This window comes from Curtobacterium sp. MCBA15_009 (assembly GCF_001864895.1).
Taxonomy (GTDB): Bacteria; Actinomycetota; Actinomycetes; order Actinomycetales; family Microbacteriaceae; genus Curtobacterium.
The window spans coordinates 416852-431461 of the sequence record NZ_MJGO01000023.1 but is presented as its reverse complement, the minus strand read 5'-3'; the positions used below and the strand labels follow the sequence as shown (position 1 = coordinate 431461).

General features: G+C 73.0%; 16 protein-coding genes. 4 read left to right on the top strand and 12 right to left on the bottom strand.

Going from position 1 to position 14610, the window contains the following annotated elements:
- Nucleotides 1-72 precede the first annotated feature (72 nt).
- Nucleotides 73-513 carry a hypothetical protein gene (locus BIU97_RS07650; protein ID WP_139195945.1) on the top strand — a complete coding sequence of 147 codons (441 nt, stop codon included), beginning with the start codon at nucleotides 73-75 and terminating at the stop codon, nucleotides 511-513.
- Nucleotides 514-517: 4 nt separating this feature from the next.
- Here BIU97_RS07650 and BIU97_RS07645 read toward each other — a convergent pair whose 3' ends face one another.
- The 3 genes from BIU97_RS07645 to BIU97_RS07640 form a co-directional block, all read right to left on the bottom strand.
- Nucleotides 518-1138 (bottom strand): hypothetical protein, encoded by a 621-nt coding sequence (locus tag BIU97_RS07645; protein WP_071297352.1) that lies wholly within the window; start codon nucleotides 1136-1138, stop codon nucleotides 518-520.
- 237 nt (nucleotides 1139-1375) lie between these two features.
- Entirely contained in the window at nucleotides 1376-1510 is a 135-nt protein-coding gene (locus BIU97_RS18445; protein ID WP_258369453.1) for a hypothetical protein, read from the bottom strand.
- A complete protein-coding gene (locus BIU97_RS07640) occupies nucleotides 1510-2964 on the bottom strand; it encodes an APC family permease (protein WP_071297351.1) in 1455 nt (484 codons plus the stop codon). The genes BIU97_RS18445 and BIU97_RS07640 overlap by 1 nt, the downstream gene beginning before the upstream one ends.
- A gap of 98 nt (nucleotides 2965-3062) precedes the next feature.
- Between BIU97_RS07640 and BIU97_RS07635 the strand changes: the two genes are divergently transcribed.
- The gene (locus tag BIU97_RS07635) at nucleotides 3063-3491 is read left to right on the top strand and encodes a DUF6892 domain-containing protein (RefSeq protein WP_071297350.1); all 429 of its coding nucleotides are present in this window, start codon (nucleotides 3063-3065) and stop codon (nucleotides 3489-3491) included.
- A 9-nt stretch (nucleotides 3492-3500) separates the two neighbouring features.
- Here the strand turns inward: BIU97_RS07635 and BIU97_RS07630 are convergent, their stop codons facing one another.
- Genes BIU97_RS07630 through BIU97_RS07620 form a run of 3 tightly spaced genes read right to left on the bottom strand, consistent with a single transcriptional unit; the run spans nucleotide 3501 to nucleotide 6142 of the window.
- On the bottom strand, nucleotides 3501-4097 hold the full coding sequence (locus BIU97_RS07630; protein WP_071297349.1) for a uracil-DNA glycosylase: 597 nt from the start codon (nucleotides 4095-4097) through the stop codon (nucleotides 3501-3503).
- Complete coding sequence (locus tag BIU97_RS07625) at nucleotides 4094-5296, bottom strand: glycosyltransferase (protein ID WP_071297348.1); 1203 nt, start codon at nucleotides 5294-5296, stop codon at nucleotides 4094-4096. Before BIU97_RS07625 ends, BIU97_RS07630 begins: the two co-directional genes overlap by 4 nt.
- Nucleotides 5297-5305: 9 nt before the next feature.
- On the bottom strand, nucleotides 5306-6142 hold the full coding sequence (locus tag BIU97_RS07620) for a DUF429 domain-containing protein (protein ID WP_071297347.1): 837 nt from the start codon (nucleotides 6140-6142) through the stop codon (nucleotides 5306-5308).
- Nucleotides 6143-6174: 32 nt separating this feature from the next.
- Between BIU97_RS07620 and ligD the strand changes: the two genes are divergently transcribed.
- On the top strand, nucleotides 6175-7185 hold the full coding sequence (ligD, locus tag BIU97_RS07615) for a non-homologous end-joining DNA ligase (RefSeq protein WP_071297346.1): 1011 nt from the start codon (nucleotides 6175-6177) through the stop codon (nucleotides 7183-7185).
- A 6-nt stretch (nucleotides 7186-7191) separates the two neighbouring features.
- Here ligD and BIU97_RS18040 read toward each other — a convergent pair whose 3' ends face one another.
- The 3 genes from BIU97_RS18040 to BIU97_RS07605 all read right to left on the bottom strand — a co-directional run bounded on the left by BIU97_RS18040 (nucleotide 7192) and on the right by BIU97_RS07605 (nucleotide 8662).
- A complete protein-coding gene (locus BIU97_RS18040) occupies nucleotides 7192-7335 on the bottom strand; it encodes a hypothetical protein (RefSeq protein ID WP_175472185.1) in 144 nt (47 codons plus the stop codon).
- A complete protein-coding gene (locus BIU97_RS18035; protein WP_175472424.1) occupies nucleotides 7332-7493 on the bottom strand; it encodes a hypothetical protein in 162 nt (53 codons plus the stop codon). Before BIU97_RS18035 ends, BIU97_RS18040 begins: the two co-directional genes overlap by 4 nt.
- 125 nt (nucleotides 7494-7618) lie before the next feature.
- Complete coding sequence (locus BIU97_RS07605; RefSeq protein WP_071297344.1) at nucleotides 7619-8662, bottom strand: ATP-dependent DNA ligase; 1044 nt, start codon at nucleotides 8660-8662, stop codon at nucleotides 7619-7621.
- A gap of 408 nt (nucleotides 8663-9070) precedes the next feature.
- On the opposite strand from BIU97_RS07605, the gene BIU97_RS07600 reads away from it, so the two are divergent.
- Nucleotides 9071-10114, top strand: a complete 1044-nt coding sequence (locus tag BIU97_RS07600; protein ID WP_175472187.1) for an MBL fold metallo-hydrolase — start codon at nucleotides 9071-9073, stop codon at nucleotides 10112-10114.
- A 32-nt stretch (nucleotides 10115-10146) separates the two neighbouring features.
- Here BIU97_RS07600 and BIU97_RS07595 read toward each other — a convergent pair whose 3' ends face one another.
- From BIU97_RS07595 to BIU97_RS07585, 3 genes are all read right to left on the bottom strand, one after another.
- Nucleotides 10147-10779 (bottom strand): FMN-dependent NADH-azoreductase, encoded by a 633-nt coding sequence (locus BIU97_RS07595; protein ID WP_071297343.1) that lies wholly within the window; start codon nucleotides 10777-10779, stop codon nucleotides 10147-10149.
- Nucleotides 10780-10858: 79 nt separating this feature from the next.
- Nucleotides 10859-12442: a putative Ig domain-containing protein gene (locus BIU97_RS07590; protein WP_071297342.1), complete on the bottom strand. Its 1584-nt coding sequence runs from the start codon at nucleotides 12440-12442 to the stop codon at nucleotides 10859-10861.
- A 226-nt stretch (nucleotides 12443-12668) separates the two neighbouring features.
- Entirely contained in the window at nucleotides 12669-14579 is a 1911-nt protein-coding gene (locus BIU97_RS07585; protein ID WP_071297341.1) for a putative Ig domain-containing protein, read from the bottom strand.
- Between the last annotated feature and the right edge of the window lie 31 nt (nucleotides 14580-14610).

The window sequence follows — 14610 nt, the reverse complement described above, 5'->3', positions numbered from 1 at the left end:
AGTGCGGCGCCGTCGTCCACAGATGCGCCGTCGGGCCCCGGTTGCTGCACTGGTGGCGGACACGCTGGGGGCATGCCAGAGAGAGACATGCTCGACCGCCTCATCCGTACCCCCGTCCGCACCGACGACGACGTCGTCCAGCTCGTCGCCGCGGTCGTCGACGGTCCGGTCACCCGGCAGTGCTGGGTGCTGTTCCTCGACGACCGAGCCGTCCCCGTCCCGTTCCTCATCCCGATCGCCGACCTGCCGTACGAACCGGACGAGCACGTGGACGACTTCGCCTCGCTCGTGCGGGACATCGTCGAGCAGATCGGCGCGGCAGAGGTCGTCCTCGTCTGGGAACGCCCCGGCGCCGACCGGCTGTTCCCCGCCGACTGGGAGTGGGTCGACGCCTGCGCCTGTTCCTTCGAGGACCACCGCGTCCGTCTGCGCGGTCAGGTCGTCGTGCACGCGCTCGGCGCGGCGATGGTCGAGCTCGAGGACCTCGACCGGCCCGAGGCGGTGGCGTCGTGACGGGTCAGGACGTCGGCGCGGTGTCCGGCACGGTCTCGCCCGTCAACCCCTCGACGACGGCCTTCGCCTCCGGCCAGAACTTCGCGTAGTGCTCCGGGTCCGAGTTGACCTGCACGGCGTGCGCCATCTGCGTCGGGGTCATCGTCTTCCAGCCCGGCACCTTCACGAGCTTCGCGTAGAACATCGACGCCGCGGTGTACGGGTCCATCCGCTGCTCGTACGTGCCCCACGCGCCGTTGTCGCGCTGCTGGAACAGGCCGCGGCTGTCCGGCCCCGCCGCGTCGCCGTGGTCGAGGTTGACCAGGCTCGACTCGCCGATCGCGGTCATCACGCCCACGGCCTGCGTGTGCGGCCCGATGCCGAGCGTCCGCGCCGCCTGGATCACCGCGGCGGCGTTGACGAGCCGGTCCTGGCAGAAGCCCGCGATGGGACCGGCCGGCACGACGAGCCCGCCGACCGTCTTCGATGCCACCTGGGGGCAGGCCGGCTTCGACTCGGCGGCGCTCGACCCGGCGATCCCGGCGATCGAGTTGACCGCGATCACCACGAGCACGACCACGCCGATGCCGACCACCACGATGCCGGCGCCGAACACCGACGCCAGGGTGATGCCGACTCGGCGCATGGCAGGACCTCTCGACGGGCGGGACCGGGCAGGAAGAGCACGACGAGCGTACGGGCACCGCCTGGGAACCGCACCCGCCCGATCGGGGGACCCGCCCGCGCGGGTGCGGCTCGGTCAGCGGTCAGCGGTCAGCGGTCTGCGGTCTGCGCTCAACGGTCGGTCCGCGCTCGGGCAGTGGTGTGCCAGCGATCGGTCAATGGTCGGTCCGCGCTCGGGCAGTGGTGTGCCGGCGATCGTTCAGCGGTCGGTCCCGGCGGGCCCGTCGTCGTGGTGGTCACGGCGCGTTCGGCGGAGGCGCCAGCCTCCGGCGGACAACGACAGGACGGCGATCGCCGCGATCACGACGGTCCAGATGACGTTCGTGGTGTCCATCACGAGTCACGGTCGCCGTGCGGCGGCCGCTGCACCTTCGTGGGTTCCGTGACGAGTCCGGTCGGGGCCTTCTCGGCCTGCTTCCGCCCGTGCGTGAACCACGTCACGAGCCACAGCACGACGCCCAGCGCCAGCAGGGCGCCGGCGATCTGGTACTGCTGCGGGTCGCGGCCGGACGAGAACGGCAGGACGAGCCACAGGCAGGTCACGATGCCGATCGCGGGGATGACGACGCCGGCACGGAAGTGCCGGTGGTCGACCTTGTCCCGCCGGAGCACCAGGACGGTGACGTTCACGATCGCGAAGACCGAGAGCAGCAGGAGCGAGGTGGTGCCGCCGAGGACGACCACGATGGGCGAGTCGGGGTCGAGCGACACCCAGCCGATCAGCGCGAGCGAGATGAGCGTCGTGAAGACGATCGCGGTCGACGGCGTGCGGCGGGTGGGGGAGACGCGGGCCAGGAAGCCGGGCAGCACGCCCTGCTTGCTCATGCCGTACAGCAGACGGGAGGCCATCATCATGTTGATCAGCGCGGTGTTCGCGACGGCGAACATCGAGATGAACGGCAGCAGGTCGGCGATCGGGAAGTCCGGCGCCGCGGTCTGCACGACCGTCACGAGCGGGGTCTCGTTGCCGGCCAGTTCGCCGATCGGCACGACCGCGACGGCGCAGATGGACACGAGCACGTAGATCACGGCGGTGATGCCGAGGCCGGTGAGCATGACCTTCGGGAAGATGCGCGAGGGGTCCTTCGTCTCCTCGGCCATGTTGACCGAGTCCTCGAAGCCGACCATGGCGAAGAACGCCAGCGAGGTCGCCGTGCTGACGGAGAGCAGCAGGCCCTTGTCCTCGGGGGTCTCGAACATGACCACGCGCGAGAAGTCCGCGTTGCCGCCGGCGATCGCCCAGAAGCCGATGAGGATCACCATCACGAGACCGGAGAGCTCGACCAAGGTGAGCACGACGTTCGTCTTGACGCTCTCGCTCACCCCGCGGAAGTTGACGGCCATCACGGCGAGCATGAAGCCCATCCCGATGAGCATCACGGCCGCGTTCGGCAGCTCGAGGCCGAACCCGGCGCCGAGGTTCGCGGCGAACGCCCGCGAGGCCGTCGATGCCGAGGTGATGCCGGAGCACATGACGATGAACGTGACGATGAAGGTCAGGAAGTGGATGCCGAACGCCTTGTGCACGTAGAGCGCCGCACCCGCGGTCTGCGGGTACTTCGTGACGAGCTCCAGGTACGAGAACGCCGTCAGCAGCGCGACCGCGAACGCGATGAGGAAGGGCAGCCACGCTGCTCCGCCGACCTCTGCGGCGACCTGTCCGGTCAGTGCGTAGACACCCGTGCCGAGGATGTCGCCGACGATGAAGAGCAGCAGCAGCTTGGGACCGATGACCCTGCGGAGCTCGGTCTGCTCCTGCTTCGGGCGGTCCGTGTTGGTGGTGGCCATGCGTCACCCTTTCGCGGGGCAGGGCATCCTGTCCAGTCCCACAGGAAGGTTTCTCGAGATCGCAACACGGTGACCCGACGGCGAATACGCTCCGGGCCATGGACCACGACTCGAACACCACCGAGGAACCCGTCGAGTTCGCCGACTTCAACGCGAAGCTGCTGGTGCTCGACGTGCTCTGCTACGACCTCGACGTGCTCGACCCGTACGACCCCGACGCCGAGGACGAGACCGGCGAGGACGTCGACGTCGACGGGCAGGACGACCGGGCGCGCGAGTACTACGACGACCTCGACCTCCTGCCGTCGCAGCTGGCCCTGGTCACCGAGCTGACGGTCGACTCCGACCTCGAGGTCCTGCAGGACGTGCACCCCGGCTGGGACGGCTCGGACGACCGCTTCGACCCGCAGAACTGGGACGACGTGCTGGACCTGCCGGAGCTGAGCACCGTCTTCGTCGCCGCACCGCTGCCGGCGCACGTCGCCGAGCGGCTGCAGGCGAAGGGCGTCGAGGTCCGCTCCGCCTGACGCCGGGCCTCAGCGCAGCAGTGCCTGTACCTGCTCGGTGAACTGCCGGGCACCGCCCTGTGCGGGGTGCCGGACGGCGACCGCGTCGATGCCGGCCAGTGCGAGCGCGCCCTGCGCCTTCCGCCCGACCGCGACGACCCGGACCCGGTCGACGCCGCCGAGGGCCTCGAGCAGGGCGAGGGCCACCGGCGCGCCCGAACGGACCTCGGCAGGGCGCGGCGTCCGGTTCGTCAGCCGGTCCGGCGCCACGAAGGGGTGGTGCGGGAAGATCGCCCACGCGACCGGGAGCGGGCCGCTCCGACCCGCCAGTGCGGCGTGCACGACGCGCGACGACGCCTCCCACGGCGCGGTCGGCTCCGGCGGCACGAGGTACCCCGGCCCCAGCTCCCGCATGCTCGTGAAGGGGATCCCCGTGTTCGTCATCCCGCGCCAGCCCGGGGCCTCGGCGACGAGCAGGGTGTCCGCCGTCGGTGCGAGCCGGTCGAGGTACCGGGACAGGTTCTCGCGGCGCAGGCGGCCCTCGGCGGAGCGGACGTCGTAGAGCGCCTCGGCGTCGGACTCGACCGGGACGGCGTCGAGGGCGTCCCAGAAGCGCTGGTCGATCACGGGCGTCCGAGCACCCGGCGGTAGACGGCCTCGAGCCCGGACGCCGACCGTTCCCAGCTGAGCCGCTCCGCGTGCTCCCGACCCGCCGACGCCAGGCCGGACGCGTACTGCTCGTCGGTCAGGATCCGTTCGATCTCCGCCGCCCACACCGCCGGGTCGCGGGACTCGAGCACGACGCCCGTCTCGCCGTCGACCACGGCCTCGCGCAGCCCGCCGGCAGCGGCGGCGACGACCGGCACCCCGGACGCCGAGCCCTCGAGCGCGACGAGTCCGTACGTCTCCGAGTGCGACGGCACGAGCACGGCGGCCGCGCCGCGGAACAGGAACGCCAGGTCGGCGCGCGACTGCGGCCCGATGAAGGTGACCTGGTCGGCGATGCCGTGCGCGGCGGCGAGCCGACGCAGTTCGTCCACGTAGTCGCCCGCCTCGCTCGAGGCGTCGCCCGCGATGACCAGGGTGGGGCGGGCCTCCTGGCTGATGCCGGCGATCGCCTCGATCGCCAGGTCCAGTCCCTTGAGCGGCTGCACGCGTGCCGCCGCGACGACGTAGGGCGTGGCGGCACGGCGCGCGCTCGATCCGGCGGGGCGGAAGACGGAACCGTCGACGCCCGGCGGCACGATCCAGATGCGGGCGTCGTCGCCGCCGAGTCGCGTGCGGACGGTGGCGGCCTCGGCCTCGGACACCACGACGACGGCGTCGGACCCCTGGGCGAGCAGTTCCTCGCCGGCGATGCGCCCGGCGGACTCGGGGCGCTCGCCCTCGGACAGCGGGGTCTCTGGGTCGGCGGCGATCGAGTGGAAGGACTGCACGTGCGGCACGCCGCGCTCCCGGGCGACGGGCAACGCCGCTGCGCCGGAGAACCAGTGGTGCGAGTGCAGCACGTCGTACGGGCCGAGCTGTTCGAGTTCGCGGCGGAACGGTTCGATGAAGGCGTCGTGCTCGCCCTTCGGCACCGGCTGCGCGGGACCGGCGGACACGAACCGCAGGCACACGCCCGGCACGAGCGACACCGAGTCCGGCTGGCTCGGGGCGGACCGGCGGGTGACGATGTCGACGTGGTGGCCGAGGTCGGCCAGGGCCTCGGCCTGGTGTCGGACGACGACGTTCATCCCGCCGACCTCGCCCGAGCCGGGTTCGTCGCCGGGGGAGGTGTGCAGCGACACCAGCCCGATGCGCAGGGGTTCGGTGGTGGTGCTCACCGAGCCAGCCTAGCCGCGCGGCCCCCGCTGCGACGGGCGTGCCAGCGCCACCACGACGGGCTGGCGGCCCGCCTCGTCCGCCGGGTCGGTGGGGAGGCCCGGCTCGGCCCCCAGGACCTGCACGCGGTCGTCGCCGTGCCGCTCCCAGAACGCGGCGGTCCAGGCGCACAGGGCGCCGTCGAGCAGGTCCTCGCGGTGCTTGTGCGTCGGACCGTGCAGCACCGACGGGTCGGCGAGCCCGGCGGTCAGCGGGTGCGAGTCGAGCGACAGCGGCGGGTCGAGCGGGGTCTCCCGCAGCCGACGGACGAGTTCGTCGAAGGCGGCAGCGCGGCGGGTCCGCGCCTCGGCGGCGGGGATGCGCAGGTCGAGGCGCTTGTAGCGCGGCCGCTCGACGTCGTAGCCGAGCTCCTCGACGCCGACCAGGGTCGTGTACGGGTAGCACTCGAACGCCACCGGTCCGGTGCGCGCCCGCATGGCCGCCGTCGACGACACGTACCCGATGCCGTGCGCCGTGAGGACGTCGAGCAGCCGGGCGCCGGCGCTCGCCGCGGACGCCAGGTTCGTCGGGTTCGCCGCGACCTTCCACCGGCCGTAGCGTTGCCCGACCTGCCGTTCGGCCTCGCGGATGCCCGTGGGGTTCGTCACGACGAGTGAGGCGTCGACGGCGATGAGCGTCCGCGGGCCGACGTGTGCGGTGATCCACGCGGCGACGGCGTCGACCCCGCGGGCCCAGCCGGCGTCGATGACGGTGCCGTCGGCCCCCATGGCGACCAGGCCGGTCTCGTTCGGCGCGCGGTCCGGGGTGCCGAGCCCCCACGCCAGGTCCACGCCGAGGTAGTCGCTCACCCGTCCATCCTGCCCCGTGTACGGTCCGCTGCATGGCGAGCGAAGCGACGACGGTCCGCGTGGGCGACCGCGAGGTCCGGATCAGCAGCCCCTCGCGGGTGCTCTGGGCAGAGGCGGGCATCACCAAGGGCGACCTGGCACAGTACCTCGTCGACGTGGGCGACGCCTTCGTCCGGGCGAACGGCGACCGCCCGATCTCGTTGCAGCGGTTCCCCGGCGGCATCGACGGCGAGCAGTTCTTCTCGAAGAACCCGCCGAAGGGCGCTCCCGACTACGTCCGCTCCGTGACGGTGACGTACGCGAGCGGCCGGTCCCACCCGCAGCTCGTCGTCGACGAGCCGGCCGTGGCGGTGTGGGCTGCGCAGATGAACACGGTGGTGTTCCACCCGTGGGCCTCGCGAGCCGGGGACAGCGACCACCCCGACCAGCTCCGCATCGACCTCGACCCGCAGCCCGGCACGGACTTCTCGGACACCGTGCCGGTGGCGCAGGAGCTCCGGAAGGTCCTCGACGAGGTCGGGCTGACCACGTGGATCAAGACGAGCGGCAACCGCGGCCTGCACGTGTTCGCGCCGATCACCCCGGAGCACGAGTTCCTCGACGTGCGGCACGCCGTCATCGCCGCGGCACGGGAACTCGAACGGCGCATGCCGGACCGGGTGACGACCGCGTGGTGGAAGGAGGAGCGCGGCCAGCGCGTGTTCGTCGACTTCAACCAGGCGAACCGGGACCGGACGATGGCCGGTGCCTACAGCCCGCGGGCGCTCCCGCACGCGTCGGTGTCCACGCCCGTCACCTGGGACGAGCTGCCCGACGTCGACCCGACGGCGTTCACGGTCCGGACCGTGCCGGAGCGGCTGCGGTCGACGGGCGACCCGTGGCAGACGATGGGCGAGACCCCCGGCTCGATCGCACCGCTGCTGGAGTGGTGGGACCGCGACCTGGCGGACGGCCTGGGGGAGCTGCCGTTCCCGCCGGACTTCCCGAAGATGCCCGGCGAACCGCCGCGCGTGCAGCCCTCGCGGGCGAAGAAGACGACCTGAGTCGGGTCAGGCGGCGTTGCGCACGTCCGGCGTCGGGGCGGTCGCCTCGACGCGGGTGGTGTGCATCGGCAGACCGACGGACGCCGTGTGCAGGCGCGTGAGGCGCGACCAGGTGCCGCGGTTCGCGTCGCTGATGCCGTCGACGATCACGAGCCGAGCCCGATCGTGATGAGGGCGAGCGCGGTGGCCGTCACGCCGGCGATGCCGCTGACGAGTGCGCTCAGCTGCAGGGTGCGCTGCCGACGGGCCTCGCGTACTTCCGAGAAGGGACTCCGCTGTGACTGGCGGACCAGCGTGCTGGTGCTCATGTCGACCGCTCCGATCTGTGGCATCCGGGGTGGATGCGTGCTGCTGGGCACCATGCTGCCACGTCTTCACTAGTTCGCCTAACTACTTGGAACGCTGAGCGAAAAACGGACAGAACGCGCGTTCCCTACGTCAGCACGTCCCGCAGGTCGTAGGCCGAGGGGACCTCCAACTGGTCGAACCCGCACGAGGCGGCGTCACGGTCGGGACGCCACCGTTCGAACTGCACGGTGTGCCGGAACCGGTCACCTTCCATCTGGTCGTACCGGACCTCCAGGACCCGTTCCGGCGCCAGCCGGACGAACGACGTGTCGCGACCCGACGAGAACCGCGAGCGTTCCCCGTCACCGGTGACGGGCCTCCCGTCCGCATCGCGCAGGACGACGGGGTCGAGCTCCTCGACCAACGCGAGTCGGCGCTTGTCCGAGAAGGCGGAGACGCCGCCGACCTGCCGGAGCTCGCCGTCCTCGCCGTACAGACCGACCAGCAGCGACCCGACCCCCGAGCCGCTCTTGTGCACGCGGTACCCGATCGCGACGACGTCCGCGGTGCGGTGGTGCTTGATCTTGAGCATCGTCCGCTTGCCCGGTTCGTACGGCTTCGCCCGACGCTTGGCGACGACGCCGTCGAGTCCGGCGCCCTCGAAGGTCGTGAGCCACCCACGTGCCTGCTCGACGTCGAGCGTCGTTCGGGTGACGAACAGCGGGTCCGTCATGCCGTCGGCGAGCTGTTCGAGGCGCTCCCGGCGCTCGTCGAACGGCCGGTCGACCAGGTCCTCGCCGTCGACGGCGAGCAGGTCGAACGCCACGAACTGCGCCGGCGTCTCCGCGCTGAGCTTCGCGATCCGCGAGGCCGCCGGGTGGATGCGCTGCGACAGGGCCTCCCAGTCCAGGTGCTCGGCGCCCGCGTCGCCGGACCGCAGGACCACCTCGCCGTCGAGCACCACCGGATGGTCGCGGCCGCCGAACTGGGCACGGAGCGCCTCGACGAGCTCGGGGAAGTACCGGGTCAGGGGCTTCGCGCCGCGGCTGCCGATCTCGACGTCGTCGCCGTCGATCGTGACGATGCCGCGGAAGCCGTCCCACTTCGGCTCGTACCGCAGCCCGCCAGCCACGCTGTCGGGTTCCGGTACCTCGGCGACGGCCTTGGCGAGCATCGGTGCGATCGTCATGGGTCCTGTGTACTCGGGTGCGGCCGCGCGCTCGCGTCGCTGCGCGCGGGGTGGCGCGGGGCGGGGCGCTGCGCGCTTCGTGAGCAGAAGATGTCGGGTCCGGCGCGACGACCCGACATCTTCTGCTCACCATGTGCAGGCGGGCCGGGCGGGACGGGCCGGGGGCGCCCAGGAGGCGCGGGTCGCCCCGGCCGGTCGCGCTCGGTGAGCAGGAATGGTCGGGTCAGGTGCGACGACCCGACATCTTCTGCTCACCATCGGCAGGCGGGGCGGGCGGGGTGCGCTGCGCACTTCGTGAGCAGAAGACGTCGGGTCCGGTGCGACGACCCGACGTCTTCTGCTCACCAGGTGCGGCCAGGAGGCCCGGATCACCCCGGCCGTGCGACCAGCGTCGGTAGGGTGGCCGGCGTGACGACCGAGCCACCACCGGCAGCGCCGGCGCCGGAACCGATCAGCCCCGTGCAGGCCGCCGCACTCCGTGAGGGTGTGCTGCCACCCGTCGAGGAGGTCCGGCCGGGCATCTGGACGCTCGCCGTCCCGTTCCGCTCCGGGGTCGTCGACGCCACCCTGGTGTACGTGGTCGAGGGGACCGACGGCTCGCTCGCCGTCATCGACCCCGGCTGGTCGGCCGACGGGGACCTGGACGCGCTCGACGGGGCGCTCGCCGCGGTCGGCCGTTCGGTCGACGAGGTGTCGCTCGTCGCGGTGACGCACCTGCACGCCGACCACCTCGGCGCGGCGGCCGCGATCCGGCGCCGGACCGGGGCGCGGGTCGCGATGCACGGCCTGGAGGTCGAGGGGCTCCGGCGCGAGCGGTCGGACGCAGTGGCCAACGACGCCGACATCGCGACGTGGGGCCTGCCGGGAGACCTCCGTGCCGGGGTCGTCGCGGCGTGGGGGAGCGGGCGGCGGATCGGGCTCGGCAGTGCCGAGGAGCCGTTCGCCGACCTGCTGCTGGCGGACGCCGACGAGCTACCGATCCCCGGGCGGTTGATCCGGACGCTGTGGACCCCCGGGCACACGGCGGGGCACGTGTGCTTCGTCGACGAGGCCGACGGCCTGCTGTTCACCGGCGACCACGTGCTGCCCCGGATCAACTCGGGGATCGGTCTCGGCGGTCGGACCGTCACGAACCCGCTCGGCGACTACCTGGCCTCGTTGGCGCTGCTCGAGCCGTACGCCGACCTCGAGGTGTGCCCGGGGCACGAGTACCGGTTCCACGACGTCGTGTCCCGCGCCCGGGTGCTCGCGCGGCACCGCGAGGAACGGTCACGGCACGTCGCAGCGGCGCTCGACGCGCTCGACCGGCCGACGCTGTTCGAGGTCGCGGCGCGGGTGCCGTTCAGCGGGGGCATCGGGTCGATGACCGGGTTCCTGCTGGCGAGTGCGGTCACGCAGACCGCGTTCCACGTCGGCCTGCTCGGGCGGTCGGACGAGATCCGTCCCGCCTGACCGTTCCGGCGCGTCCGCGGCCGCGCCCTCGCTCAGCCGAGCGTGGCGGCCAGTCGTCGGACGGTGGTCTCCGCGTCGGCGAACGCGGCGGCGGCGTGGTCGGCCAGCGGTGCGAGGTCGGGCAGCCGGTCGGCGAGGGTCGCGCTCACGGTGACGGGGTGGTGCTGCATGCCGAGCGCGCTGCCGAGGATGAGGTGCAGGACGGGGGAGCCGTGGTCCCAGTCCTCGGTCGGGGTGCCGACGTCGTAGGTCCCGCCGCGGCTCACCACGGTCACGACCGGTCGTCCGGCCAGCGGCTGCACGTCCCCGGCGAGGACGCCCGGCACGTGGACGCGGTCGATCCAGGCCTTGAGCGTGGACGGCACCGTGTAGTTGTACAGCGGTGCGCCGATGACGACGACGTCGGCGGCGAGCAGCTCGTCGATGACCTGCTGGCGGAGCGCCTCGGCCTCGGGCGGCACGGTCTCGTCGGCCGTGCGGTCCGCGGCGGCCCAGTGCAGGGCGGCGGTCTCCAGGTGGGGCAGCTGGTCGGCGTGCAGGTCGCGCCGGACGACCGTGTACTCCGGGCCACGGGCACGCCAGGCGTCGGCGAACGCGGCGGTCAGCGCACGTGATCGGGAGTGCGAGCGGTCGGCCGAGGAGTCGATGTGCAGCAGCGAGGGCATGCCGCCCACGCTACCGGCGCGGACGCGGAACGGCCCCGCGGTCCCTGGACGGGACCGCGGGGCCGTTCGTGACCGTGCGTCAGCGCTGGGTGTGGCGGCGTCGCAGGGCGCGGGCACCGACCAGGCCGGCACCGGCCACGAGCAGGCCGAGGGCCCAGGGCAGGGCGCCGGTGGCGTCCGAACCGGTGTAGGCGAGCTGGCCACCGGTGTTCACCGGGGTGACCGGCGCGGCCGCCGGGACCGGCTTCGGGGCGACGACGGGCGCGACCGCGGTCGGCTGGACGTCGACGGCGAACGCGGTGCTGAAGTCGCCCGACGAGACGGTCAGGTGGTGCACCGACGCGTGCGGGAAGGTGACGTTGACGATGCCGGCGTCTCCGTACTCCGCGTCCGGTGCGATGACGTCGCTCGCGACGTCCGACGAGACGGTCGGCAGCAGTACGGGCGCGTCCTCGTCCAGGTCGCCGGCCAAGTTGCCCCAGCGGTCCACGAGGCCGCCGGCGACGATGAGCGTTCCGCCCTGCTTGATCGTCGGGCGACCGCCCTCGGCGTAGCCCACGGGCCCGCCGAGGGTGATGACGCTGCCGTCGGGCTGGACGATCCAGATCTTCCGGTCGTCGAAGTCCTCGTCCTCGTCGAACAGGCCCGCTCGGTCGGTCGTGTAGACCATGATCCCCGCCGGTGCGCCGGCCTCGACGTTCAGCTGGACGTACTGCGTGACGGACTCGGTGCCGCTCGTCGCGGTGACGGCGAACTCCCAGTCGTACGCGTCGGTCGCGGTGCCGCTGAGCTCACCGGTCGAGGCGTCGAACGCGAGGCCCTCCGGCAGCTGGTCCGCCGGGGACCAGTCGTCCTCCGGGTACTCCTCGGCGAGTTCGGCGTCGTCGGGGTCGAACCAGGCGAGCGCGTACGTCGGCGTGGGCGAGCCCTGGGCGCGGAAGACGTGCGAGAACGCGTCACCGGCCGTGGCCGTCAGCTGCAGCGGGTGCCTCCGGCTGGTGCCCTCGGTGGTCGGGGTCCCGTCCGCGGCGAGGAACGCCGGGTCCTGGGTGACGGGGGCCGTCGCCTCGGAGGTCACCGTGGTGGTCTCCGTCGCGCCGGGCAGGGTGCCGGTGACGGCGACCGTGATGGTGGTGCGGACGTCGGTCGGGTCGACCTGGTAGGTGGCGGTCTTCGACAGGACGAGACCGTTGGCGTCCTTCCACGCGTACGTGTAGCCGAGGTCGCTGTCGAACCCGGTCGTCACGGCGCTGAGCAGCGAGCCGACCTTCGGCTTCCCCGTGATGGTGACGGTCGCGTCCTCGGCCTGCACGGTGACGTCCGGCGTCGGGGTGGCGTCCGGCTTCGCGGTCGCCTCGGGTGCGGGCGCTGCGGGCGACACCGGCGCAGCCGGCTCGGTGGTGGCCGGGGTGGTCGGCTCGTCGGCGGGGACCTGCGGAGCGGGCGTCTCGTCCGCCGGCGCCGGGCTGTCCGACGGGGTCGGCTCGTCCGAGGGCGCCGGGGCCGGGGTCTCCTCGGTGACGACGGGCTGCGTCGTGTCGAGCGGCTCGGCGGCGCTGGCGGCGGTCGCGGTCATGATGCCGAGTCCGGTGGTCAGGCCGACGAGCGCGACGGTGGTGCCGACGGCGCAGGCGCGACGGACGGCGGAGGTGCTGCGGTGCACGGGTTCCCCCCAGGGGTCAGGTCCGGCGGCTTGCCGGATCATGTACATCTGCCGAGAATTCGTCGGCGTTCTCGGATCGTAGCGGGGCGATCACGCCGGATCGGGCGCCGAGACACGAATGTGACCCGGGCTGGGGACACCGCGCGCTGGTCCGCACGTGCGGGACGACGGACGGGAGGCGCGGGGCGGCGCCGCCCCGTGCCTCCCGTCCGTCCGTGGTCGCGTCTCAGGCGCGTCGGCGACGCAGACGGTGCACCAGGAGGCCGCCGCCGGCGGCGAGCAGGCCCAGTGCCCACGCGAGCGGCGCGGAGGCATCAGCACCCGTGTATGCGAGGTGCCCACCGCCGCCGGCCGTCGGGGCCGGCTCGCCGGCGGTCGCGACCGAGGGCCGCACGTCCACGTCGAACGTGGTCGAGACACCGCCGAGGGCGACCGTGATGGTGTGCGGCGAGGCGTGCGGGAACCGGACCCGGGGCTCCCATCCGCCGTGGGGCAGCGTCACCTGGTCGCTGGCGACGCTGCTCGTGACGACGGGTTGCGCGCCGTCCGACTCGCGCGTGCTGTTCCCGAACGCGTCGAGGGCCGTCACCCGGATGGCCATCGTCGCCCCCTGGTCCACCGGGACAGCGTCGACGGGGATCGACTCGGAACTCTCGGCGAACACCTCGCGCAGGCCGTCGCCGTCGCGGAGCCAAGCCTTCGGGGACCCGATGGTGCCGACGAGCAGGCTGAGCTCCGCGGTGACCGCCGGACGGATGGACAGGTGGACGTACTGCGTGGCCGCGCGCGATCCGTTCGTCGCCGTTACCTGGAAGTCGTACTCGCCGGCCACCGTCGGGGCGCCGCTCAGGACTCCGCTCGTGTCACCGACCGAGATGCCGAGCGGTGCGGTCGGGTACTGGTTGTCCGGGACGGGGAACGCGGTCGGTCCGCTCAACAGCACGTAGTGCAGCTCCTTCGACGAGCCCGTCGCGGTGAAGGTGCGCTCGATCTCCTCGCCCGCCGTCGTCTCGATCCGGATCGGGGACTCCGGCGTCGAGGGCTCGGTGAACGTGATGGTGTCCGACGCGGCGGGTCCGTCGGTGCCCTCGGCGCCCACCACGACCTCGAACGAGGTGGACACGCCCCCTTCGGAGACCGTCAGGGTCCGGGTGCCGGGCCCGCCGAAGGTCACGGTGTTCGAGGAGTCCCCGTCGTGCCACACCGCAGCGTCGGAGTCGTCCGTGCTCGTGACCGTCGACCGGGGGTAGGCCGGGCCCGGCGTGGTCCGGTTGCCGTTCGCGTCGACCGCCAGCCCGGCGAGCGTGAGCGGGGTGTCCTCGGCGACGGGGACGTTCGGCACGATGCGGACGCGGCCCTGACCGGCGGCCTGCTCCCAGATCGTGCCGTCGGTCTCGACCTGCCACATGCCGTCGTGGTCCGGGGTGGCGACGGCGAACGTGACGCCCACCGGGTCACCGGGCGCCACCGTGAGCTCGACGTACTGTGTGACCTCGGTCGAGCCGCTCAGGGCGACGACCTGGAACCGGAAGGTCCCGGCCTCCTTCGGGTCGCCGCTCAGCACACCGGTGTCGACGTTGACCCAGTAGTCGGAGGACGGTGCGTCCTGGATGGCGTACCCGACGGTGCCGTCGCCGCCGGTGGTCGGGAACGCGTGCGTGAAGGGTGTGCCGCTCGTGGCGGTGAGCTCGATCGGGTCGTCCGCGGTCGACGGTTCCGTGAAGGCGAGGTCGCTGCCGTCCTCGGCCGCCGCGGCCGGCTCGTCGGCGGGCGTCGCGGGCGCGGCGGGTGCGTCGGCTGCTGCGGGCGCTGCGGGCGTCGCGGATGCTGCGGGCGTCGCAGGTGTTCCGGGTGCCGCGGGCTCGGGTGCCGCGGGCTGCGGTGTCGCCGTCTCGGGGGCGGGAGCCGACGTCGGGTCGGTGGACGGGCCTCCCGGCCGGTCGTCGGTGTCGACCGTCGTGACGGGCGCGACGGGCGTACCGGTGCTCGGGCTGCTCGCCGTGCTCGTGGCGGCGGTGGGCTCGGCCGCGACGGCCGTCGAGGCGCCGATGCCGAACGCCGACGACGCGGTAACGATGGCGACGGCCGCGCCGATGGCGGCGACCCGTCGCGTGGTGGAGGTGCAGGGCTGGTTCACGGGATCCCCCTCGGATGCCGGTCGGGGCACC

What these genes read in the sequence shown, in the direction of transcription:
- BIU97_RS07650 (WP_139195945.1), top strand. Translation starts at nt 73, where the DNA reads ATGCCAGAGAGAGACATGCTCGACCGCCTCATCCGTACCCCCGTCCGC.
- BIU97_RS07645 (WP_071297352.1), bottom strand. Translation starts at nt 1,138, where the DNA reads ATGCGCCGAGTCGGCATCACCCTGGCGTCGGTGTTCGGCGCCGGCATC.
- BIU97_RS18445 (WP_258369453.1), bottom strand. Translation starts at nt 1,510, where the DNA reads ATGGACACCACGAACGTCATCTGGACCGTCGTGATCGCGGCGATCGCC.
- BIU97_RS07640 (WP_071297351.1), bottom strand. Translation starts at nt 2,964, where the DNA reads ATGGCCACCACCAACACGGACCGCCCGAAGCAGGAGCAGACCGAGCTC.
- BIU97_RS07635 (WP_071297350.1), top strand. Translation starts at nt 3,063, where the DNA reads ATGGACCACGACTCGAACACCACCGAGGAACCCGTCGAGTTCGCCGAC.
- ligD (WP_071297346.1), top strand. Translation starts at nt 6,175, where the DNA reads ATGGCGAGCGAAGCGACGACGGTCCGCGTGGGCGACCGCGAGGTCCGG.
- BIU97_RS18035 (WP_175472424.1), bottom strand. Translation starts at nt 7,493, where the DNA reads ATGAGCACCAGCACGCTGGTCCGCCAGTCACAGCGGAGTCCCTTCTCG.
- BIU97_RS07605 (WP_071297344.1), bottom strand. Translation starts at nt 8,662, where the DNA reads ATGACGATCGCACCGATGCTCGCCAAGGCCGTCGCCGAGGTACCGGAA.
- BIU97_RS07595 (WP_071297343.1), bottom strand. Translation starts at nt 10,779, where the DNA reads ATGCCCTCGCTGCTGCACATCGACTCCTCGGCCGACCGCTCGCACTCC.